Source organism: Gardnerella swidsinskii (assembly GCF_003397705.1).
GTDB classification, from domain to species: Bacteria; Actinomycetota; Actinomycetes; order Actinomycetales; family Bifidobacteriaceae; genus Bifidobacterium; species Bifidobacterium swidsinskii.
In genome coordinates, this window is the sequence record NZ_QJVB01000001.1 from 248516 (window position 1) to 271556 (window position 23041).

At 42.1% G+C, this 23041-nt stretch carries 17 protein-coding genes and 3 tRNA genes; 16 read left to right on the forward strand and 4 right to left on the reverse strand.

Annotated features, from left to right (window positions below; genetic code table 11):
• Positions 1-101 precede the first annotated feature (101 nt).
• The 4 genes from D0T18_RS01135 to valS all read left to right on the forward strand — a co-directional run bounded on the left by D0T18_RS01135 (position 102) and on the right by valS (position 6011).
• Positions 102-893, forward strand: coding sequence for a response regulator transcription factor (locus tag D0T18_RS01135; RefSeq protein ID WP_033888627.1), 792 nt, complete (start codon positions 102-104; stop codon positions 891-893).
• Complete coding sequence (nth, locus tag D0T18_RS01140) at positions 893-1567, forward strand: endonuclease III (protein WP_004109815.1); 675 nt, start codon at positions 893-895, stop codon at positions 1565-1567. The genes D0T18_RS01135 and nth overlap by 1 nt, the downstream gene beginning before the upstream one ends.
• Positions 1568-1697: 130 nt before the next feature.
• Positions 1698-3185, forward strand: a complete 1488-nt coding sequence (locus D0T18_RS01145; RefSeq protein ID WP_102703325.1) for an ABC transporter substrate-binding protein — start codon at positions 1698-1700, stop codon at positions 3183-3185.
• A 48-nt stretch (positions 3186-3233) separates the two neighbouring features.
• Positions 3234-6011 (forward strand): valine--tRNA ligase, encoded by a 2778-nt coding sequence (valS, locus tag D0T18_RS01150; RefSeq protein WP_116431952.1) that lies wholly within the window; start codon positions 3234-3236, stop codon positions 6009-6011.
• Positions 6012-6106: 95 nt separating this feature from the next.
• On the opposite strand, the gene D0T18_RS01155 is transcribed toward valS, so the two are convergent.
• Together D0T18_RS01155 and relB are read right to left on the reverse strand one after the other, a co-directional pair.
• A complete protein-coding gene (locus tag D0T18_RS01155) occupies positions 6107-6373 on the reverse strand; it encodes a type II toxin-antitoxin system RelE family toxin (RefSeq protein WP_012913788.1) in 267 nt (88 codons plus the stop codon).
• The gene (gene relB / locus D0T18_RS01160; protein ID WP_102703327.1) at positions 6357-6593 is read right to left on the reverse strand and encodes a type II toxin-antitoxin system RelB family antitoxin; all 237 of its coding nucleotides are present in this window, start codon (positions 6591-6593) and stop codon (positions 6357-6359) included. Before relB ends, D0T18_RS01155 begins: the two co-directional genes overlap by 17 nt.
• 112 nt (positions 6594-6705) lie before the next feature.
• Here relB and argS point away from each other — a divergent pair, with 112 nt between their 5' ends.
• Positions 6706-8502: an arginine--tRNA ligase gene (gene argS, locus D0T18_RS01165; protein ID WP_116440328.1), complete on the forward strand. Its 1797-nt coding sequence runs from the start codon at positions 6706-6708 to the stop codon at positions 8500-8502.
• Positions 8503-8759: 257 nt separating this feature from the next.
• Entirely contained in the window at positions 8760-10316 is a 1557-nt protein-coding gene (gene brnQ / locus D0T18_RS01170) for a branched-chain amino acid transport system II carrier protein (protein WP_116440329.1), read from the forward strand.
• A gap of 113 nt (positions 10317-10429) precedes the next feature.
• Here brnQ and D0T18_RS01175 read toward each other — a convergent pair whose 3' ends face one another.
• Positions 10430-10777 carry a phenylpyruvate tautomerase MIF-related protein gene (locus D0T18_RS01175; protein ID WP_004574134.1) on the reverse strand — a complete coding sequence of 116 codons (348 nt, stop codon included), beginning with the start codon at positions 10775-10777 and terminating at the stop codon, positions 10430-10432.
• An 84-nt stretch (positions 10778-10861) separates the two neighbouring features.
• Here D0T18_RS01175 and D0T18_RS01180 point away from each other — a divergent pair, with 84 nt between their 5' ends.
• The 10 genes from D0T18_RS01180 (at position 10862) to D0T18_RS01225 (ending at position 22830) form a co-directional block, all read left to right on the forward strand.
• Positions 10862-11368 carry a GtrA family protein gene (locus D0T18_RS01180; protein ID WP_064622127.1) on the forward strand — a complete coding sequence of 169 codons (507 nt, stop codon included), beginning with the start codon at positions 10862-10864 and terminating at the stop codon, positions 11366-11368.
• A 34-nt stretch (positions 11369-11402) separates the two neighbouring features.
• On the forward strand, positions 11403-12095 hold the full coding sequence (locus D0T18_RS01185; protein WP_116440330.1) for a histidine phosphatase family protein: 693 nt from the start codon (positions 11403-11405) through the stop codon (positions 12093-12095).
• Positions 12096-12123: 28 nt separating this feature from the next.
• Entirely contained in the window at positions 12124-13092 is a 969-nt protein-coding gene (locus tag D0T18_RS01190; protein WP_116440331.1) for a hypothetical protein, read from the forward strand.
• Positions 13093-13148: 56 nt separating this feature from the next.
• Positions 13149-14711, forward strand: coding sequence for a glutamate--tRNA ligase (gltX, locus tag D0T18_RS01195; protein WP_116440332.1), 1563 nt, complete (start codon positions 13149-13151; stop codon positions 14709-14711).
• A 184-nt stretch (positions 14712-14895) separates the two neighbouring features.
• Positions 14896-14968 (forward strand) — tRNA-Glu (locus tag D0T18_RS01200).
• 40 nt (positions 14969-15008) lie between these two features.
• Positions 15009-15080: transfer RNA gene (locus D0T18_RS01205), tRNA-Gln, on the forward strand.
• Positions 15081-15611: 531 nt separating this feature from the next.
• Positions 15612-16904, forward strand: a complete 1293-nt coding sequence (locus D0T18_RS01210) for a metallophosphoesterase (RefSeq protein WP_102703331.1) — start codon at positions 15612-15614, stop codon at positions 16902-16904.
• 91 nt (positions 16905-16995) lie between these two features.
• The gene (gene murA, locus D0T18_RS01215) at positions 16996-18357 is read left to right on the forward strand and encodes a UDP-N-acetylglucosamine 1-carboxyvinyltransferase (protein WP_004109784.1); all 1362 of its coding nucleotides are present in this window, start codon (positions 16996-16998) and stop codon (positions 18355-18357) included.
• A gap of 190 nt (positions 18358-18547) precedes the next feature.
• The gene (locus D0T18_RS01220; protein WP_102155469.1) at positions 18548-20461 is read left to right on the forward strand and encodes a serine/threonine protein kinase; all 1914 of its coding nucleotides are present in this window, start codon (positions 18548-18550) and stop codon (positions 20459-20461) included.
• A 35-nt stretch (positions 20462-20496) separates the two neighbouring features.
• The gene (locus D0T18_RS01225) at positions 20497-22830 is read left to right on the forward strand and encodes a hypothetical protein (RefSeq protein WP_102703332.1); all 2334 of its coding nucleotides are present in this window, start codon (positions 20497-20499) and stop codon (positions 22828-22830) included.
• 89 nt (positions 22831-22919) lie between these two features.
• On the opposite strand, the gene D0T18_RS01230 is transcribed toward D0T18_RS01225, so the two are convergent.
• Positions 22920-22992, reverse strand: a tRNA-Ala gene (locus D0T18_RS01230).
• Positions 22993-23041: the final 49 nt, after the last annotated feature.

Below are 23041 nucleotides of genomic sequence, written 5' to 3' on the forward strand. Positions count from 1 at the left end.
AAATGCAAGTGTTGCGCTTATCGCTATTTTTCGCAGTATGGTTTACAATTCCTGTAAAGGCTGAATTTGCTACTACATCAATTGTTTGTTGGAGGCATCATATGACTGATATCACATTGATGACTTCGTGTGCTTCTCCCTCTTCAGTTTTACCTTCACTTACTTTGTTATCTCATAAAGTGCGTTTACTTTCTTTGGATACGTCAAGTTTGGCAAAACTGCCCGCACAAACCATTCTTTTGCTTGATGCGCGTGAGGATTTAGCTCTCGCTAAATCAATGTGTTCTTCTCTGCGTGTTGCAAATATTACGGTTCCTGTCATATTAGTTATAACTGAGGGTGGTTTTACTGTAGTAAATCCTTCGTGGAACATTTCTGATGTTGTGCTGACTAATGCTTCTCCTGCAGAAGTAGAAGGTCGTTTGCGTTTGGCTTCTTTGCAACACGGATCTTCTGATGATTTATTTGTGCATTCGCAAGGCTCTGAAATTGATGATTCTTTCAATTCAGACAATGGAACTATGCGTTCTGGAGATCTTGTTGTAGATATGCGTAGCTACACAGTGAGTTTGCATGGTCATCCTGTTGATTTAGCTTATAAAGAGTTTGAATTGCTGAAATACTTTGTGCAGCATCCGCGCAGGGTGTTTACTCGCACTCATTTGTTGCAAGAAGTATGGGGCTACGACTACTACGGTGGCACTCGTACTGTAGATGTCCATATTCGTAGGCTTCGCGCAAAACTTGGTGTTGAATATGAACATTTGATTGGCACAGTGCGTAATGTTGGCTATCGCTTCGATCCTTCGGAATCAGATGAGAATAGCGAGATTTCCGAAAGCAGCATTGAAGATGATTCTGAAAATGATGCAGATAAGCAGTCTGCGCAATAATGATTTATCAAAGTTCTAATATGCGAGAATCAAAACAAGCGAAATTAGCTCGTATTTATGCAGAGTACGATTTATTGTGCAAAGAAATACCGGAACCTAAGTGTGCATTAAATTTCAAAAATCCATTTGAGCTATTAATTGCTACTGTATTAAGCGCGCAAACTACAGATAAGCGTGTGAATATCGTGACGCCTGAACTCTTTTCTATTTTCCCCAACGCGAGTTCTTTAGCTGCTGCTCCTGTATCTCAAGTTGAGTCAATTATTTACCCTCTCGGATTTTATAGAGTAAAAGCACAGAACATTATTTCATTATCTGCATGTTTGCTTAATAATTTTTCTGGTATAGTGCCATCAAATATGGAAGCTTTAATATCGTTGCCAGGTGTTGGTCGTAAAACTGCCAATGTCGTTCTTGGCAACGCATTTGGATTACCGGGGTTTCCTGTAGATACTCACGTAATACGTGTTACAGGTCGTCTTGGTTGGCGTAAGGTTCAGAATCGTCCAAATCCTGTTGCTATTGAGCGCGAAATAACTGCTTATTTTGCTCCTAAAGAGTGGACTAATCTCTCTCATAGACTTATTTTGCATGGCAGAAAAATTTGCACTGCTCGGAATCCAAAATGTGTTTCATGCCCTTTAAATACAACATGTCCGTCGGCAATTATTTAAAGCGTGTTGTTCCCAATTCAGATATTGATATAGACTGTAGGTTATGTCAAGAACAGGCAAATATGCGTGTCACGCTTCCAGGTCATATCATACTCGTACTAGTGCAGACTGGATACCATGGGTTGTGTTTGTGGTTGTGTCTGTAATAATGAGCGGCATTTTGTGGTGTGGATGGCAAATGTACCAGGGTCATTCGCCTTTTGCTGCAATAATGCATCCAGCTAGTAACTCAGTGCTAAAAGTTGGTCTACGTACTGCTCCTGAATCTCTTGATATTAGAAACGACGACAGTGACGCTTTACAGCAAGCTTTAATTGGTAATGTTTACGAAACTCTTGTTAAACGTGGCGATGATAATAGTTTGCAACCAGGTCTCGCGAAGTCATGGGATATTTCGAAAGACGGCTTAACATATCGTTTTAATTTGCGTCAAGGTGTGCATTTCTCTAACGGTAGTGAGATGACTTCAAATTCCGTATTACAATCTTTGAAACAAGGCATCACAAATAATTATCCTGGTTATAGCGCACTTACAAACATTAAAACTGTTAATAATCCGGATGATTACACTTTAGTAATTACACTTAATAATCCAGATGCTTTACTTCTACGTCGTCTTGCTGGACGTGTTGGCATTGTCTATGACACAAAATCGATGATCGACTATGCAAGTGCTGCTCTTGGCACAGGTCCTTTCACTGTAAGTGACTACAATAAAGGCAATTCTTTAGTATTACTTCGCAACGATAAATATTGGGGAACCCCTGCTTCTTGTGCAAGTATTACTTTGCAATATTTCAATAGCGATACTGCTCTAGCTGAGGCAATGGAAAAGGGCAATATTCAAATGGCAGTTCCGCTTGAAGGTAACGAAAATAAGCGTCTTGCTGCTGTTGCTAATACGCAAATGGTAGAGGGTCAGAGCACAAGAGTGCGATTTATTGCAATAAATACAACAGTTTCGTCGATTTTCTGCGATGAGCAGGCTCGTAAAGCTGCGAGATACGCTTTGAATGCGCAAACTGTACTTGCAGCTGATGGCAATGGTGGTGTTCCAGTAGGAGGACCTATTGATCCTCTTTCAACTGGTTATGAAGATTTAAATGGATTGTATCCTTATAATCCAGGCAAAGCTGCTCCTTTGTTCCATTACTTTAGCGCAAGCTATTTAGGAACTATTAATTTTCTTGTTCCACAGGGCGAAGGTGGAGTTGGGGGCGAGCTTTCAAAACAGATTAGTTCCGTGAGCGGTTTTAAGGTCAATCTTGAAGAAGTTGATCAACAAACTATGCGTAAGCGTATTAGTGAAGGTAAGTATGATCTTGCGCTTACTACGAGCAATCGTACTTTAGATGAAGGCATGTTTGCAGAAAGCGGTTCTCCGTTCGTTTTGCAAGACGCGCGTGCTCAACAAGCTTGGACCGATGCGGTTCATTCTAAGAATGCAAACGAATATGAGGCAAATGCTCGTGCATATGCGCGCGAAGTAAGCAATAATGCTGCAGCTCACTGGTTATATGCTCGAAAGAGCATTATGGCTGTAAAGTCTAATGTAAGCGGCTATACGAAAAATATGACGGATCAGCTTCTGCCATTGCAGAGCATAGTGGTGAAATAGAAAAGCGTAAGATTTGCGTTGTCGCGCTGAGTTTCTAATATTCAGTTCATGAGTGAACAGGATAATAACGCAGTAAAACACGCACATTTAACACCATTGCCTAACAAGGTTGGTGTTGATGGTCTTGAAGACAAGTGGCGTAGTAATTGGGACGAAGCTAAGACTTACGCATTCCATAATTCTCGCGACCGTAAGGCCGTATATTCTATCGATACTCCACCTCCAACCGTTAGTGGTCACTTGCACGTAGGTCACGTATTCTCTTACACGCATACGGATGTCATTGCGCGATATAAGCGCATGCAAGGCTTTGACGTGTTCTACCCAATGGGTTGGGACGATAACGGCTTGCCAACAGAGCGCCGAGTACAAAATTATTACGGCGTTAGAGTGGATACTTCGTTGAAGTATGACCCTGATTTTAAGCCGCCTTTTGAAGGTACTGAAGGTAAGAAGATTGAGGCAAAAGATCAGGTTCCTGTAAGCCGACAGAACTTTATTGAACTTTGCGAACGCTTAACTTCTCAGGACGAGAAGCTTTTTGAAGCTTTGTGGCGTAGGCTTGGTCTTTCTGTGGACTGGTCGCAAACTTACCACACTATTGGTGAGCAGCCTCGCCGAGTTGCACAAAAAGCATTCTTGCGCAATCTTGCTCGCGGAGAAGCGTATCAGAAAGATGCTCCAGGTTTGTGGGATGTTACATTCCAGACTGCTGTTGCTCAGGCTGAGCTTGAATCGCGCGAATATCCTGGTTTCTACCATAAGATTGCGTTCCGTTTTGAAGATGGTACGCCAATTTATATTGAAACTACGCGCCCAGAATTGCTTGCTGCATGCACCTCTTTGATTGCAAATCCAGAAGATGAGCGTTATAAGAAGTACTTTGGTCAGGAAGTTTATTCTCCACTGTTTAAGGTGAAAGTTCCAATTTTGGCGCATTCTGCTGCTCAAATGGACAAGGGTGCAGGCATTGCAATGTGCTGCACTTTCGGTGATGTAACCGACGTTGAGTGGTGGCGTGACTTGAATCTTCCAACTCGACCAATCATTCAGCGCAACGGCCGCATTGTAATGACCACTCCTGATTGGATTACGGACGAGTCCGGCCGCGAAATGTTCGAGAAAATTGCTGGTAAAACCACTTTCTCTGCTCGTAAGGAAATTGTTGAAGCTTTGCAAGCAGCTGGAGATATGGAAGGCGAACCAAAGCCAACAAAGCGTATGACGAACTTCTACGAAAAGGGTGATAAGCCTTTGGAAATCGTCACTTCTCGTCAGTGGTACTTAAAGAACGGTGGCACGGACGAAAAGTTGAATGCTGAGCTTATTGAGCGCGGCAAGGAGCTTAATTTCCACCCAGACTTTATGCGCGTGCGCTACGAGAATTGGGTTCATGGATTGAATGGTGACTGGCTTATTTCTCGCCAGCGCTTCTTCGGCGTGCCATTCCCACTTTGGTATCCAGTAAACGAAAATGGGGAAGTGGATTACGAGCATCCTTTGACTCCTAGCGAAGACCGTTTGCCAATCGACCCAACTATCGATGTTCCAGAAGGATTCGACGAATCTCAGCGCGACCAGCCAAACGGCTTTACTGCTGAGCAAGACATTATGGACACTTGGGCAACATCTTCCTTAACTCCGCAAATTGTGACCCGTTGGGAAGAGCCAGGTGAGGAAAATCAAGCTTTGTTTAAGGCTACTTTCCCAATGGATTTGCGTCCACAAGGTCAAGATATTATTCGTACTTGGCTGTTTAGTACGGTTGATCGTGCGCATCTTGAAAATGGCTGCTTGCCTTGGAAGCATGCTGCGCTTTCTGGTTGGATTCTTGATCCTGACCATAAGAAGATGTCTAAATCTAAGGGCAATGTGGTTGTGCCAAATAAACCAATCGAAGAGTTTGGCGCGGATGCTGTGCGCTACTGGGCAACTTCTGCAAAACTTGGCTTGGATGCAACTTACGACGAAGGTCAAATGAAGATTGGTCGACGTTTAGCGATTAAGCTTTTGAATGCTACGAAGTTTGCGCTCGCAATTGGTCGCGAAGATGATGAGCATCAGGTTCTTGAGTCTGCCAGCGCGGATTGGGATTTTGCAGATGTTACGGAAGTTTTGGATCGCTCTGTTATGGCAAAGCTTGCATCCGTTATTCGTACTGCGACTGATGCGCTTGAATCTTACGAGCATTCTAAGGCTTTGGAAGCAATCGAAACATTCTTCTGGGAGTTCTGTGACGATTACATTGAGCTTGCAAAGAATCGTGCTTACGGTACTGCAGAATCCACTGGACGCACTCCAAGTGAAGCTGCTGTGAAGTCTGCTCGCACAACTCTTGGTCTTGCACTCGACGCTTTGGCTCGCTTGCTTGCTCCTTACTTGCCTTACGCTACTGAAGAAGTGTGGAGCTGGATGCATGACGGCGAAGGATCCGTGCATCGTGCTAGCTGGCCATGCGCTAAGGCGTATGAGGCTGCTGCAAACGGAGTTTCTGCAGACACTTTGGCTTACGCGGGTGAAGCTTTGGCTGCTTTGCGCAAGATTAAGTCTGAAGCAAAAGTTTCTATGAAGACTCCTATTTTGCAAGTAACTTTGAACGTTGCAGAAAACGCTTACAAGGCTGTTGAGGAGACTTTGGATGACGTTGCTGAAGCTGGTCGCGTTACTGGAGAAGTAAAGCTTAACGCTGTTAAGGCTGCAGTTGCTGGAGATTCTTCTGCTTCTGAATCTGAATCTGCTTCTGATTCTGCAGAATCTGATGCAGCTAACGTAAACGTTTCAGTTGCTCAAAGCGAACTCGGCGAAGCTCCTGCAAAAAAGAAGTAGTTGCAAGTAACCGAAAATAATTAATCGCAAAACAAAAGCGCTGGAAGTCAATCTTCGACTCCAGCGCTTTTTGTGTATTTAAAAACTAAGCATAATCACTTATTATAAATCCTGCTGCGATGGTCAATATCCACAACAAAAACGGTCAGTACATTATTTTCAATTGCACAAATTATTCTGTAATCCCTTACTCTATATCTCCAAAATCCCGAATAGTTGCCAGTTAGTGCCTTGCCTCTGATTCGAGGATTGTCGAGATTGCTAATTTCGCGAAGCTCCTTAACGATTTGCTTAGCAATCGTTTTGTCAATTTTCCCTAGCTGTTTTTCAGCTCTTTTAGATAAATTAATCTTCCAAATCAAGGCGCTTCACCACGTCGTCGAGTGGGGATGTTTCTAATTCTCCACGTTTGTATGCTTCAATATCTGCCATTAGACCATATTCATGTTCAAGTTCATCAATTTGAGCTTCTAGTGCTTGATTCATGTAAAATGAACGGGTGCGGTGAGTGGTTTTAGCGAGCCGATCATAACGATCTAAAACGTTAGAGGGTACTCTTAATCCTGTAATTGTTGCGACCATTTTTAATCTCCAATGTAAAACATGTAAAACATATATTACCTTACACTCAGAATAATGCAATCCAATGAGTTGTAATCGCGAAGCATCGCGCGGTAACGCTAGACTGTAAACCATGAATCCAGAAAGCTTAAGTGAATTAATTGAAAAAATTGCTAAAGATTTAGTAGCAAGTGGTAAAGCTGGCAATCTAACAGAAGATTTGATTCCTGCTGCCGAAAAACTTGCAGTTATGCGACCAAAAGATCGTGCACACGGCGATTGGGCTACGAACGTTGCTATGCAACTCGCTAAAAAAGCTGGTATGAAGCCTCGCGATTTAGCAGAACTTTTTGCTGAGCGTTTGCAAGAAGCGGAAGGTATTGCGCGCGTAGAAGTGGCAGGTCCTGGTTTTATTAACATAACGCTTGATTCTGCTTCTGCGGCGGCGGTCGTAGACGAAGTCTTAAAGCAGGGTGCGGCTTTTGGCAAGAATACGCATTTGAGCGGCAAAACTTTGAATCTTGAGTTTGTGTCCGCAAACCCAACTGGTCCAATCCACATTGGTGGAACTCGCTGGGCTGCAGTTGGCGATTCTATGGCTCGAGTTTTGGAAGCGAACGGCGCAAAAGTTGTGCGCGAATACTACTTCAACGATCACGGTGAGCAAATCAACCGTTTTGCAAAGTCTTTAGTTGCTGCAGCTCATGGCGAAGAAACGCCTGCAGACGGCTACAAAGGCGCGTATATTAACGAAATTGCGGACTCTGTTATAAAAGAAGCGAATGCGGACGGCGTTGATGTTCTTTCATTGCCGCGAATTGATCTTGGAAAAGACGAGGAAGGATTGCCGCTTGGCGAAGGCGATTCCGAGCAGCGCGAAGAGTTCCGCAAGCGCGCAGTTCCAATGATGTTTGCGGAAATTCGCAAGTCGATGCACGATTTTCGTGTGAAATTCGACGTGTGGTTTCATGAAAACAGCTTGTACGAGGATGGAGAAGTTGAGCGCGCTATTGCGGAATTGCGTTCTCGTGGAGATATTTTCGAAAAAGACGGCGCAACTTGGTTTGAGTCCACTAAGCATGGTGACGATAAAGACCGTGTGATTATTAAGTCCGACGGCAATTACGCCTACTTTGCCGCAGATATTGCGTACTATCGCAACAAGCGTCACCGCGAGCAGAATCCTGCAGACGTAGCAATCTACATGCTCGGCGCGGATCATCACGGATATATTGGCCGAATGATGGCAATGTGCGCGGCTTTTGGCGACAAGCCGGGCGAAAACATGCAGATTCTTATTGGTCAGCTTGTAAACGTTATGAAAGATGGTAAGCCTGTACGTATGAGTAAGCGTGCTGGAAACGTTATTACGATCGACGATTTAGTTGATGCAATTGGTGTTGACGCTTCGCGCTACTCGCTTGCTCGCACCGACTACAACACAAGTGTTGATATTGATTTGGATTTGCTCGCTTCTCACAGCAACGATAATCCTGTGTATTACGTGCAATACGCTCACGCACGCAGCTGCAATGTGGCTCGCAATGCGGCTGACGCTGGAATTACGCAAGATGGCGCTGATTTAAGCTTGCTTAATACCGAGGCTGACGGCGAAGTGTTGGCTGCTTTGGCTCAATGGCCTGCTGCTTTGGCTCAAGCTGGCGATTTGCGCGCTCCTCACAGAGTTGCGCATTATCTTGAGGATTTGGCAGCAAGTTACCACAAGTGGTACAACCTTGAGCGTGTTGTACCAATGGAGTTAACTGACCCTGAAAATCGTTTGCCAGAAGCCGAGCGTGAAGCTCAGCGCATTGCAAAGTGCCCAGAGCCAGCTCGTGCTGCAGCTCGCTTAAAGCTTAACGCTGCTGTGCGCACAGTTATTGCAACTGGTCTTGATTTGCTTGGAGTTTCTGCTCCAGAAAAGATGTGATTTTGCTTATTTTATATAAGATTTAGAGCAAAGCTATAGAGCATTTTTGATTACATAGGACGTTGGTAGCTTGCCAGCGTCCTTTTTTATTTTTTATTAGAGACACGCACGAATTATAAGTTTCTATCGATTAAGTACATGCAATTTATTAATATACCCTCTAATATTATTTTTGCTTTAAATCCACAAAATTACAAAGTAAGAGATTTAGCTGAATAGTATGTAAATACAAATTTATCCTTATGGGAGGTGTAAGCATGAGCGTCACAACACAAAGTGTCAGCACAGATAGTGCCCCGAAAAAAAGGAACTTGACCATTATTGAATCCGCGTACGTGGCGGTCATGTTGTTTGGTATGTTCTTTGGCGCAGGAAACCTGATTTTCCCTGTGTTCCTTGGAGCTAATGCAGGAACTAATTTCGTGCCTGCAACAATTGGCTTTATTGTTACTGGCGTTGGTTTGCCATTGCTTGGTGTTACGGCTCTTGCAATGAGTCGTGCAAACGGTCTTTTTGAACTTTCTAGTAAGCCGAGCAGAAAATACGGCATGTTCTTTACTTGTGTGCTGTATTTAACAATCGGACCATTCTTTGCAATTCCTCGTTGCGCAACAACTTCGTACACTGTTGGTTTGGAGCGCGTTATTCCACAAGACGGAAACGGTCAATTGTATTTGTTCTTGTTCTCTGTGGTTTTCTTCGCGTTAGCATTCTTCTTTGCTATGAAGCCTAGCGGAATACTTACATGGGTTGGTAAAGTTCTTACGCCGATATTCTTGGTTTTCTTAGGTATTCTGGTATTTACTGCACTGTTTTCTCCTGTAAGCGGCGCTTCTGCAGATGCTGCTCCTATAGGGAAGTATGTTAATGAATCATTCTTTACAGGATTCTTAGATGGCTACAATACAATGGATGCTTTAGCTAGCTTGGCTTTTGGCATTATAGTTGTTAGTACTATTCGATCCTTTGGCGTAAAAGACCCTAAAGATGTGGCAGTGAATACTGTGCGATCTGGATTCTTTAGCTGCTTGCTTATGGCGTTGATTTACGTCGCAATTGTTGTTGTCGGTGTGCGTAGCCGTGCACTGTTTAAGCCTGCTGAAAACGGTGGCGTAACTTTGGCGCAAGTTGCACGCTACCATCTTGGAAACGTTGGTTTGCTTGTTCTTGCTGCAACTGTTACTCTTGCATGCTTAAAGACGGCAGTTGGTTTAATTGTAAGCTGCTCGGAAACCTTCTCTAAGTTATTCCCTAAGGGTCCTAGCTATCGCGTTTGGTCTGTGTTGATTACGCTTGTTTCGTTTGGTCTTGCAAACTTTGGTTTGAGCACAATCATCGAATATGCAGTTCCAGTATTGATGTTCTTGTATCCACTGTCAATCGTATTGATTCTTTTGGCTTTGTGCGGTCGACTTTTTGGAAATTCCAAAGTCGTGTGCGCTTGGACGCTTGGTTTTACTGGTGTTGCAGCGGTATATGATTTTTTGAATAGTTTGCCACAAGCTTTACGCAGTGCATTGCATATGAACGATATGTTGGTGGTTGTTCAAAACTGGCTACCGTTCTCAGAATTTGGCATGGCGTGGGTTTGCCCTGCTGTTGTTGGATTTGTTGTTGGTTATGTCCGCATGGTTTTATTTGAAAACAAGGACATGGAAGAGGTGGCTCGTCTAGCTGCTGGTCCAGATCTTGAAGGCAGTGTTGCTAGCGACGATTATTATTCTTCAAGCGATGCTGAGTTTAACGAGCCTGCTGACTTCGCTGTATCCGCTAAGTCTACTGTTGACGAACCTAATTTTAGTGAGCAATCCTAAAGTTTTGTAGCGTCGCGTAGACGTCATAATAATCGCCATATTTTGATGCGTATTTTACGTAACAAGATATGGCGATTTTATGCGACTTGCTAATTGAGGCTTGCGACTTGCGCCTAGAAGTTGCCGCCGTTCCAACCCCAGTCAGTAGTTGCAGTGTAACGAATATAAGTGCGATCCTGTGGAATCCCAAGCTCTCGCTCTAAAGCTGCCATAATCTGCTCAGTTAACTTTTCCCAAGCAGACCCTGGCACGCTGGAACCAAACACGTTCACCTCAACGTAAGCTGCAGGCTTAGTATTGTCTCCTGCAAAATAAATCGGCATATTGTCCTCGAATGGGCACATGAGCCAATGCTCGCTTTTTCCTGGAACTGCGCTAATTGCTTTGCCATAAGCAGCTTTTAATGCGTCACGCTGGGCAGGTGTTGTGCTTACAGAAACATGAGTATGAATAACTGGCATAATCGCTCCTTTGCTAAATTTGGTAAGCTTTATTACGTAACAATTATATGTTATTTGTTAGCAGCCGCGTGTTTAATGGATATTATGAAAAAGCTTATTGAACAGGTTGTAAAGTTTGGAATTGTGGGCGTTATTGCCCTTATTATTGACGTTGCGCTACTCAATTTATTAATGCTTGCGCACTTAAATAATGTGGTTGCGGGTACGATTTCTTTCGTAATTTCACTTATCTTCAACTATATTGCCAGTATGAAATACGTCTTTAAACATCGTGAAGATATGGCAAAGTGGATGGAGCTTCTGATTTTTGTTATTTCCGCAGTTATAGGTTTGCTTATAAACGATTTGATTATTTGGGCTAGTACGTTAGGAATGGTTGAAAGCTTACGCGGATCTGCAGTATACGTTTTGCGCACAAATATAGGAAAACTTGTAGCTACTGTTGTTGTTGCTGTGTGGAATTTTGTTATACGAAAGTGGCTGCTCGATGATACTAAATCTCAACAGCCTGGGTATGTTGCGCAAGAAGATACGAGTTTTGCTCACCGTTTGGGAATGTGGTCGCTTAATCATACAAAAAATCGCAAGTAATTGATTTAATCTTTTAAACAGAAAGTAGAACGCAATGCCAGCTACGACAATTCATTTTGTGCGTCATGGAGAAGTTGATAATCCAAATCACGTGTTGTATGAGCGTCTTCCTGGATTTCATCTTTCGGCTCGCGGAGTGAGGATGGCGCAAGCTACAGCAAAATATATTGCCACTGTTCCGCAAATGCGCGGAATTACTGCAATTTATTCGTCTCCTCTTGAGCGAACATGTGAAACAGCGCGTGAAATCGAAAATGCTTTGCGCAATATTGCAGATTCTGCCTATGTAAAAGCGCACTGTGACGAAGATTCTGCGCAATCTCAAGAAAGCGACATTATTTTAGATAAACGCTTAATTGAAGCTGGAAATAATTTCCGCGGGAAACGCATAGGCTACGGTGAAGGCGCACTGTGGAAAAACAACAATTGGAAGCTTGTTGCGAATTTGTGGAAGCCAAGTTGGGGAGAAAGCTACAGAAGTATTGCCACTAGAGTTGGCGATTTTGTGCGCGAGCAGGTTCGTAAGCATCCGGGTGAGCAAATCGTTGCAGTTACTCATGAGTCGCCAATCTGGTCTTATAGACACCTACTGGAAACCGGCCACGCTGAACATAATATGCTTCTTCGTCACACGGCTTTAGCTTCGATTACTTCTATTACTTACGATTGCGAGACTTTGCGTGTGCTTTCAATTACGTATGTTGATCCTGCTGGGCGAGTGAAGTAAGTAACATATAATGCGAAGGAGCATTGAAATGGTTAGTTCTGTTGATTCTGTCAAAGATTCTGAAGATATTAAAAATAATGAAAAAAGTATGCTAATGCTGAATGATGCAGCGCAATCTGCCGCAAAACTAACGGAATTATGGCCATTGACGGAAGCGCGACACTTAGATAACGACGCAAAATATGCGGAAAATCTTGAGGTGCGCTCAATGCGAGCAATAGCACGAATACTCACGAATCTTGATGTTACTGTGCCGGATGCTGAATTTGTGTATGAAGGTGCGGATGAAATTCCTGGACGTCCGCAAGAAATAGTAGACGCGCTACTTGCTGCCGCCGATGCTTACGACAATATGGATTCATGCTATGAGCCTAACTATGATGAAGCAGAAGAAGCAATACTAGAAAATAGTAATAATATAAATTCTATTTTTAGTAAGATTGCATCTCATTCTGCCGAAGATTCTAATGCAATAAATGCAGCAGCCGATACGTTAAATGTTGAAGGTAATTGGAGTATTAGCGATATTGACTTTGCAATTAATTATGCGAAACAAATGGTTTCTTGTTATGAAAATAAATCATTGGAAACGCAAAAAATTATTGTAGTTTTAAGCTTATTAACAAATCTAATTAAAAAAACTAACGAGATTTGCGAAACTTTACCAATCTTCTTATATATTAACGAAATATGTGAGTGTGCTGGTTTGCCGCGAATGATGTTCAAGGATGCTCAATGGCGTGAGATTGTTGATTGTGTGCGCAATTCTAGCGATAAGTGTAATTGTGATATAAGTGGCGATATAAGTGCGTTGGTCAATTTTATTTCGCCGCTGCTTATTTCAGAGTGGGGAAAGCATCGTGAAGACGTGCTGTGGGATCCTGAAGTTGCGAAGAAGCTCGCAAAAGAAGAGGATGATAGAAAGTCCCGCGAGGCTCTTGCTGCGAAGTTTGCGCACGTTGAGGGTAATAAAGAATCTACGCAGGCGCTTGATTAGTTTTTAGGTTGACTTATGTTTGATGCGAATGCTGCACGTCCGTAACGCGCGGCACAATGGAACCTATGACTGATATCGAGGAAACTCAAGAAGTTGCTAATAATGCAACAAAATCCGCAAAGCCTGAACTTCCAAAGAATGTTCGCGTGCGTTTTTGCCCTTCTCCAACCGGCACACCTCACGTGGGTATGGTTCGTACCGCGCTATTTAACTGGGCGGAGGCTCGCCATACTCACGGCAAATTGCTTTTCCGTATTGAAGATACCGATAATGAGCGCGATAGTGAGGAAAGCTACCAGCAGATTATTGAGGCTCTTCGTTGGCTCAATATTGATTGGGACGAGGGCATTGATGTTGGCGGAGATAACGGACCGTATCGCCAGTCCCAGCGTATGGAAATTTATAAAGACGTAGCACAAAAGCTTTTTGAAGCAGGATACGCTTATGAATCCTTCTCTACTCCTGAAGAAATTAAGGAGCGTAATATTGCTGCTGGCCGTCCTGCTGAATTTGGTTACGATGGCTACGATCGCAATCTTACGGAAGAACAGAAGCAAGCTTTCCGCGACGAAGGTCGCAAACCTGCACTTCGCTTGAAGATGCCAAATGAAGACATTACTTTTAACGATTTAATTCGTGGTGAAATTACTTTTAAAGCCGGATCTGTTCCAGATTATGTGATTGTGCGTCCGAATGGCGATCCACTTTATACGCTTACGAACCCTGTTGACGATGCGTTAATGGATGTGAATGTGGTTTTGCGCGGTGAGGATATTTTGAGCTCCACACCTCGTCAGATTGTGCTTTACCGTTACCTTATGGAAATGGGTATTGCTAAGGAAACTCCACTTTACGGCCATATGCCTTACGTTATGGGCGAAGGTAAGAAGAAGCTTTCTAAGCGAGATCCAGAGTCCAACTTGTTCTTGCATAGGGATAACGGCTTTATTCCAGAAGGCTTGCTGAATTACTTGGCTTTGCTTGGATGGTCTATTGCGCCTGATCGTGACGTGTTCACTATGGACGAGATGGTTGAAAAGTTCGATGTGCGCGACGTTAAGGCAAATCCTGCACACTTTGACTTGGATAAAGCAATTTCGATTAACGCTGAGCATATTCGTATGCTCGATCCGCAAGATTTCTTGAACCGTTCTGTGCCTTACTTGCATAAGGATGGCGTAGTTAGTGCGGATAATTGGGATGCGTTAACTGACCGCGAGCGTGAAGTACTCACCGCTGCTGCGTCTCTTGTACAGCCTCGCGTGCGCTTGCTTGGTGAGGTCGCTGGAATGGTTGGCAGCCTGTTAAGTGAAGATGGCTACATTGCTCCAGATGATGACGCTCGTAAGCAGTTGAAGGAATCTGCAGGAGAGGTTCTTGACGCTGCGCTCGCTGCCTTGAAGGACGTTGATGCTTCTGATTGGCATACTGATTCCTTGCACGAGCTTTTGAACAAGAAGCTTGTTGAGGAAGCTGGTTACAAGCCGCGCTTGGCGTTTGGCCCTGTGCGAGTTGCACTTTCTGGTCGTCGCGTTTCGCCTCCACTGTTTGAGTCCATGGAAATCGTGGGCAAAGACGTGACTTTGGCGCGTTTGGCTGGTTTGCGCGAGCATTTGTAAATTACAAATAATTTATAAGCGCAAATAAAATTTGAATAAGGCGGGAGTGTGGCACTATTGCTGCATTTCCGCCTTTTATTTGTTTTATGCTTAATATATTTTCGACACGCCGCGGTTGCAAGTATTTGCTTTATGTTGTAAAGTCGCTATTTGTTGCGTCAAGAGGCGTAGCTGATAAATGAAAGCCCCCGTCGTCTAGCGGTCTAGGACTACGCCCTCTCACGGCGCCAACACCGGTTCAAATCCGGTCGGGGGTACGAAGACGGAACGGTTCCAAGAGCCGCGAAGCTTGCCAATTGGGGTATGGTGTAATTGGCAACACAGGTGATTCTGGTTCATCCATTCTTGGTTCGAGTCCAGGTACCCCAGCGAATAGCTCTCGTAGAACGAGAGCTTTTTTGTTATCTATCTGTATTACTGCGATTTGTCTCAGCGCGCGACCTTTTCTGTACACGGCTGTAAAGTTTCTGCCGCTTGTTGGCGTGAAAGCGGCAGTTTCTTTACATACATGCTCAGTTTTTGCCGTTTACTCCCGTTTACCACGCTTGCCGCACGCTTCTTATGTAGCCTTAAAATCAAAAACCCCGGTGCGTGACCGGGGTTAGAGAAAGAAGAGAAGAAGAGAGGTTTAAGTTATTAAAGTCAAATTCAACTACTTGCTTGTAGTTTATTTCCCTTTGATGTATATATAATAACCACCTTATGCTGAGTGCAGTAATGCGATTACCTGTGAATTGTCTGTGAATTTGTAACTATTTTACTGAAATTGCACGTTTTTATCGCTTTTAGGTTATTTATTATCAGTATTTGCTTAATTTAGTATTTTTGAATGTAAATAATTTATGTAAACTTGCGCACAAAATTGAGTGAGTCGCGGCATATCTGCCGTATGCTTAAAGTATGACTGATTCTGCACAATCTGAAGCTCATGCATCTGCGGCACTTCCTTTATCTATTTCGGCTCGTTTAGGACGTTTGCAGTTCCATCTTTCTGGTAAATTCCGGGTGCTTCAGTGTGCAGATGTTCAAGATGGGTTACGTATTTCACAAGATACTATTCGACTTATTGCTTCTGCTTGCGATGCTGTGCGACCAGATCTTGTAGTTTTTACTGGAAACCAGATTGCAGGTTATGAAAGAGTATTTGCAAAAACTTTTCAGCGTAGACTCTGGCAGGAATCTTCCAATATTTCAGCTTCTGATAAGAAGCAATTGGTTGATAAGGTGCACGAATTTGTTGCTAAGTTAATGAAGCCACTAGAAGATCGCAGTATTCCGTGGGTTGTTACTTATGGGAATCATGATTTCCAGTGCGGTCTGAGTAATGAAGAGCTTGATAAGATATATCAAGATTTTCCATGTTGCATGAATCGCAGTGCTTCTAATGTATCTTCTGCAAGTGCTATGCAATCGACAAAATGTGTGTTGCCAAAGCAGATTATTTTTACATGTGAGCCTGGTACTTTTGCCTTGCCTGTTATGGATGAAAAGCATGAAAAGGTTGTTTTTTCAATAGTTTTAGTTGATTCTGGAGATTATGCTAAATCCGGCGGATATGGTAGCCCTTCTAAAAAAACTATTGAGTTTATTTCTGGTCTTCCTTCTTATTTGCCTGAGCATATTTGCGTTTTTCAGCATTTTCCATTGCCGCAATATTATCGTGTTCTTCGTGAAGTTCCGCAAGAACTTGCTGCGCGCGAACATGCTATTGAAGGGTATCGTACTTTTGCTGGTCGCTATTATGCTCTTGACGAAAAACATGTTCTGCCCGATGGGTATTTAGGTGAAGGAATCAGCTGCCCTGACGTCGATAGTGGTGAATACGCTGCTTTGCTTGATGCAGGAGCTTTTGCGCTAATTGCCGGTCACGATCACCGCAATTCTTTCGCAGCTAAAGATCACGAGAGTAATATGCTATTTGTTGCCACTCCTACATGTGGTTTTGGATCTTACGGCCCTGAACCTGCTAAAAGAGGCGTGCGCTTGCTCGAATTTGATATTCGTCACCCGTTTGAACCGCGTACGCAAATGCTTGAATTTGGGAATCTTGTTGGCAAACCTTCTTCCAAAAAAGCCTATACTTATGCTCTTACAGCTGAATCTGAGCATGAATTGCCAGAAGTGGATTTATTACGTAAACCATCATTACTTACTAGATTGATTCGTCGATGGCGTCAACGATCTACGCGCTAATTTAATCAGTTTTAATAGATTGCATGAGCGCGTTGGCAAATATGCCGGTATTATAGTGAATAGTGTTTTAGCGCGAACGAAAGAGGTAAATGTGTCCGCACACAATACGGCTGAACAGAACAACAATAGTGGCATTGACGCTGCAGATGTGTTGCATGTAGAAGGTGGTAAGCCGCTTAATGGCACTATTAAAGTGCGTGGCGCAAAAAACTTTGTTAGCAAGGCTATGGTTGCAGCTTTGTTGGCACCTGGCAAGTCTGTTCTAAAAAACGTTCCTGAAATTCGCGATGTTCATGTAGTTTCTGATTTGTTGCGTTTGCATGGTGTTGACGTTGAAGTTAATGGACCTGAAGGCATTGTGACAATTGATGCCACAAAAGTGCAGCTCGCAGATGTAGCTGACGTCGACACTCTTTCTGGTTCGTCTCGTATTCCAATTCTTTTCTCTGGTCCTCTTCTTCATCGTCTTGGAGAAGCGTTTATTCCTGCGCTTGGAGGATGCAATATTGGTGGCCGTCCAATTGATTTTCATCTTGAGACGTTGCGTAAACTTGGTGCAAATGTAGATAAAGATCACGAAGATGGTATTCATATTACTGCACCTAATGGCTTACATGGCACTAAAATTCATTTGCCTTATCCTTCTGTCGGCGCAACCGAACAGACTTTGCTTGCAGCGGTTCTTGCAGAAGGTCGTACAGAGCTTTCCGGAGCTGCAATTGAGCCAGAAATTATGGATTTGGTAGCCGTTTTGCAAAAGATGGGTGCGATTATTTCTGTAGATGTTGACCGTACTTTCCGTATTGAGGGAGTAAAAGAGCTTCAAGGATACACTCATACGTCATTAACTGATCGCATCGAAGCAGCTTCTTGGGCTTCTGCTGCTCTTGCAACACACGGAGATGTGTTTATTAAGGGCGCAACTCAGCCAGAAATGATGACTTTCTTAAATGTGTTCCGTAAAGTTGGCGGACAATTTGATGTTACAGATAAAGGAATTCGTTTCTGGCATCCGGGTGGGGATTTGCATCCGGTTGCTATTGAAACCGATGTACATCCTGGTTTTATGACTGATTGGCAGCAGCCTCTTGTCGTTGCGCTTACTCAAGCGAAGGGCTTGAGTATTGTGCATGAAACTGTTTATGAAAATCGTTTTGGTTTCACGAAGCCACTTGTGCAAATGGGAGCTATGATTCAGCTTTATCGTGAATGCTTAGGTTCGCTTCCTTGCAGATTCCAGCAGCGCAATTACAAGCATTCTGCAGTGATTTTCGGACCTACTCCGTTGACAGGTCAAGATATTGATGTACCTGATTTGCGCGGAGGCTTTAGCCATTTGATTGCAGCTCTTACTGCTCAAGGTCCGTCGAATGTGCGTGGAATTTCGCTAATTGATCGAGGATATGCAGATTTTAGAGGCAAACTTTTAGCATTGGGTGCTAATATCGACTGATATATTCTTCTACTTCTTCTACAAAACGTGAGTTTTGTAGGTTTATAAGCTTTTATCCACAATGCTAGAAAAAGCTTTTTTACGCATAAATTTATCGGTACAGTAGTCGCAACTGTAATTCAATTACTCAAAAAATTAACTGAAATATTTGATGAGTAGTTGGAGTTTTCAATATTGCGGAGGCGTAACGATGGTTTGTGTAGGCGGACGCTATCAGCTGCTTGGTGAGCTGGGGCGTGGTGGCACTTCAACAGTGTTTCTTGCTGTTGACACCGTTTTGCACAAGCAATGGGCTGTTAAAGAAACGCTTCTGCAAGGAGACGAAGAGTATCAACAACATATTATTCAATCCTTACGCGCTGAAGCGAATGTTTTAAAGGAATGCGATCATCCAGCTATTCCGCGAATTGTTGATTTTTTTGAAGAAAATGGTAGAGCTTATGCTGTTCGCGATTATGTAAAGGGACGTTCTTTAAAATCTATTGTAGAAGAATCTGGATTGCAAAATGTTGAAACTGTTCTTGATTTAGGTATGCAACTTTGCTCAATACTTTCTTATTTACATTCGCATTATCCGCCAATTATATACGGTGATCTTAAGCCTTCTCAGGTTATGATTTCAGAAGATGGCACAGTCCGTTTGATTGATTTTGGTGCTGCAACGCAATTATATGCAAACGGGGGAGTGCTTGATTTGCGCACAATAGACCAGTGCGACGCGCGATTTGCTACTAATATTTTTACCGCTCCTGAAATTTTGAACGAAAACTCTGCAGCAACTACTTCAAGCGATGTGTATTCGATTGGAATGACATTGCGTTACGCATTATTACCAACTGAAGTGCCTAAAACAAACGTGCAATCTGCTGTACTATTGCCTCATGAGAATCGTGAAGTAGTAGAACAATTAGTGTCTGTGCTCGCAATAGCTACAGCTACTAAACCATCTCATAGATATAAAGATTGCGACGAAATGTTTTCTGCACTGGAAGCGTGTGAGCATACAGAAAAGCATTCGCAACAATGCGACACCTCTACGAATGTATTGCGACGCAAACAATGCAAAAATAGTTTTAAGCCTAGAAAAAAGCGCTATGCAATTACGGCATTAATTGTTGTAGTACTAGTTTTTATAGTAATTTTATTCAACTGCTTAGGTTTATTTGTTGGGAATGCTTTTGTAAATCGAAATAAGCAATCTTTTGATGGTGAGCCAAGTAGTAAAAGAATTGAGGAAATACGCAAAAATAATAAAAGCTACGATTCTTACATGCAATTAGCTGAGCGCGAAAGCAATTCGGATATTGCGTGTCGCTATATTTCTCATGCAATGCAAGTGCAAAATAGTATGATCAAGAAGAAATATATAAGCAAAATATCATTTAAACCTCTCCAAATTTTATTGCAAATTCAACTTGCAGATCAGCAATGGAGTGCCAACGAAGAGCAATGTTTTGTTGGTTTGATTAATAAATACGAGCAAAACTTGCGTCCTGTAAATAAAGATTGGTTGAATATTTCTATAGAAATAGGCAAAGCGTATTGGTACTATTTTGCAGGATTTTCTGGAAAAGTTTCGCAAACAGAACGATTATCTCGTATGCGAGTAGCAAAAGTATGGTTCCAAGAGGCTCAAAAATATGAGAAAGATGCGAATAAAGCGTCTTCGCAAGCTGTAGAAACTAATTCTGATGGCATATCGCATACTGTTTCAAATCAAAAAATGTTAAGCGCGTACATCGCTATTTCTGACGCTTATGCGCAACTTGTTGATGTTTCTAAAGATTGTGCAAGCGTAGAAACGTATAAAAATTATGTGAATCAATTACAGCAGCTAATGCAAATTGTTGAGAAAGATCACGGAGACGTTTTATTTGTGGATACTGGAGAACTAGTTTTGCAATCAATTCATTCGTGGTTGCCGATGTTCCTAGAAAGCGGAGCCAGTAAACAAGAGATTCAGCAAATGTGCGACAAGGCAGAATATCTTCTTAAACAAGCGCATGCGTCAAATGATGAGGCTGTAAGTAGAAAGAAAAACGCAATCGATAGTGTCAAAAAAGTTCAAGACGAAATTAATCTAGCTTTTTTGCAAAAGAAATAAAAGAAATAAAAGGAATAATAAAAAGGAGGGAATAAATGTGTAAACAAAGAAATTTGGGGGATATGTGGTTTTTCAAGCGATTTAAATGCGGCTGCGCTCGCATTGGCGTTTATATTGGGATTATTGTATTTATTAGTGCTGCTATAGTTGTTGCATTATTGCCACTTAATTCTATTGCGTATGCAAAAAGCAGCTATAACGCAGCCAAAGGATTGCATATAGCAAATGTTTCTGTTATGACAAAACAGAAAACTGTTCGCACTCAAGGCGAGTACATGTTTACTAAACGTGCTGCTTCGCTACTTATAACTTTTGATGGATTGGACGCTTCGGAAATTAGGAACGCGCATAAAGCTACTGTTAGCGTTGGAAGATATCAAATAGTGAGTGCCAAAGTTGATTTAGCTAAGATTGAGGCGGTGTCGTCGCTAGTTAATATTCGTTATAAGATCCGACCTCGAGTATTAGGAATAGTAAGAGTTGAATTGCAAAAAGAAGGAATATACGATTTGCAAGATATCTCTATAAGACTTGCTGCTGTAACAATGCATCCTAAACGCATATGGGGAGGAGTTGACTCTAATTCTCATGTTTCAAAGCAAACTAACTATATTTCTAATGAAAGTAAACTTTCTGGCAACAAATTGCGCTCTCGTAAGCCAATATTAAGTATTCCTGATTCAGTTTTGAATGCTTCAGATTTAACAAAAGATAATTCTTATAGCAAGCGTCCAAGATATATTGTTATTGACAAAACTGTTCCTCGCTTGAGTGTTAGTTATGACAACAACGCATCGTATGAAGGCAAATATTTTCGTAATAATCGAGCTTCAAGAATATTAATACAGGATGATTCGTTCGTTTTCTCGTACTTGCTTCACGATTCTTATCCTATTGCGAAAGTTTTTGCTGATGGTAAGCAGGTTATGGTACTTACAGCTAAAAGCTTTAAAAACGATGGTGTGCATACAAACGTGTGGTATGCTGATGTTTCTTTTTCGGGGGATGCTTCTTGGGATGTTCGCTATTGTGTTGAAGATTTATCGGGTAATGCGAGTTCTTCTATCAGTAATAAATTCATTATTGATACGCTTTCGCCAACTGTTTCTATTACTGGAGTGCAACAAGGCGGAGCGTATTCTCATGCTGTAGTTCCAACATTAGTTATAAAAGATCGTTGGCTAAAACCTGCAAGCGTAACGTATTCGCTGAGAAGAATGCGATATGCTAAGGAATTGCGTTCTTTTGTGTCTAGAAAAGCTGATTCGCAAAGCGTAAGTGTGCAATACGCAGGTTTTTATAATGGAATTCAAGACGATGACGTATATCAGCTTCAGTGGAGTGCTAAAGATTTAGTAGATCATGTTATTTCTGGTAAGTTGCAATTTTCTATAAATAGAAGCGGTTCCTCATTTAGTATAGATAGTTCCACTAAAGCAATGAATCGTAAACAATTGCAAAATGCTAAAGATATTCATATTGAAGAACTCAATCCTAGCGGACTGGCAAGTCCTGCAAAAATTAGTGTTATACAAGACGGTGTAGAGAAGATTTTATCAAAACAGGATTTTTCTGTAAACAGTCGCACAGATCGTGGCTGGCAACGATTGACTTACACTATTTTTAAACGGAATTTTGCCGATAACGCTCATTATCGTGTGCGCATTATGTCAGTAGACAAGGCAGGCAATCATTCTTGTAGCGAAAGTGCAGTTAGCAAAAAGGAAGGAATGTTGCAATTTGCACCAGCTTCCATGCAATTTACAGTAGATAATCTTGCTCCAATCACAACAGTGTTTGATATGCAAAATAATTCTACTTATCGCACTAATAAAGAAGGAAAAATTTTACGTATTAGTGCAAAAGATAACATAGCATTGCAATATGTAACAATCGATGTTGATGGTAAAACAAATCGTATTTGGAGCGGTAAAGATGTGAATAAATCAGTTTTATCTATAAAACTAAAACCAGACGGTTTTACTCACGACGTATTAGTAAAAGCTGCAGATTATGCGGGAAATATAACAACTTTGCAATATAAAAATGTAAAAATTGTTTCTATTGCAAATAAGCTTGTAAAAAAATCTGAAGCAGATAAAAAATCTAAAAATAGCGAGAGTAAAGATGCTGATAGTTCTGATGATGGTTTAGATGATGATTCCGACAATAGCTCCGATAACGATGATTGGATAGCTCGTTCGCAAGTGAAAAAATCGGAAAAATCTTTTGAAAATGCTGATTCCTTTAAGCGAAAATCGGTAAATTATATAGAAATTGTGGCTTATATTGGCACTGGAATTATAGCAATTCTTTGTGCTGCATTAGGAATTAGCATTATTTTTAAAAAGAAAATTAGCAATCAGTAAACTATTCTAATTAGTTTTGCTAGATTTGACAGGCATTGTGCGAGAAAAATAAAAAGCCCACTGCGGTGGAATGAATGCAGTGGGCTCAGTGGAGCTAATGGTAATCGAAACCACGACCTCTTCGATGCGAACGAAGCGCTCTACCAACTGAGCTATAGCCCCAATGTCTAAGACAAATCATCTTACGACAACTCTGCACACTGTACTACAA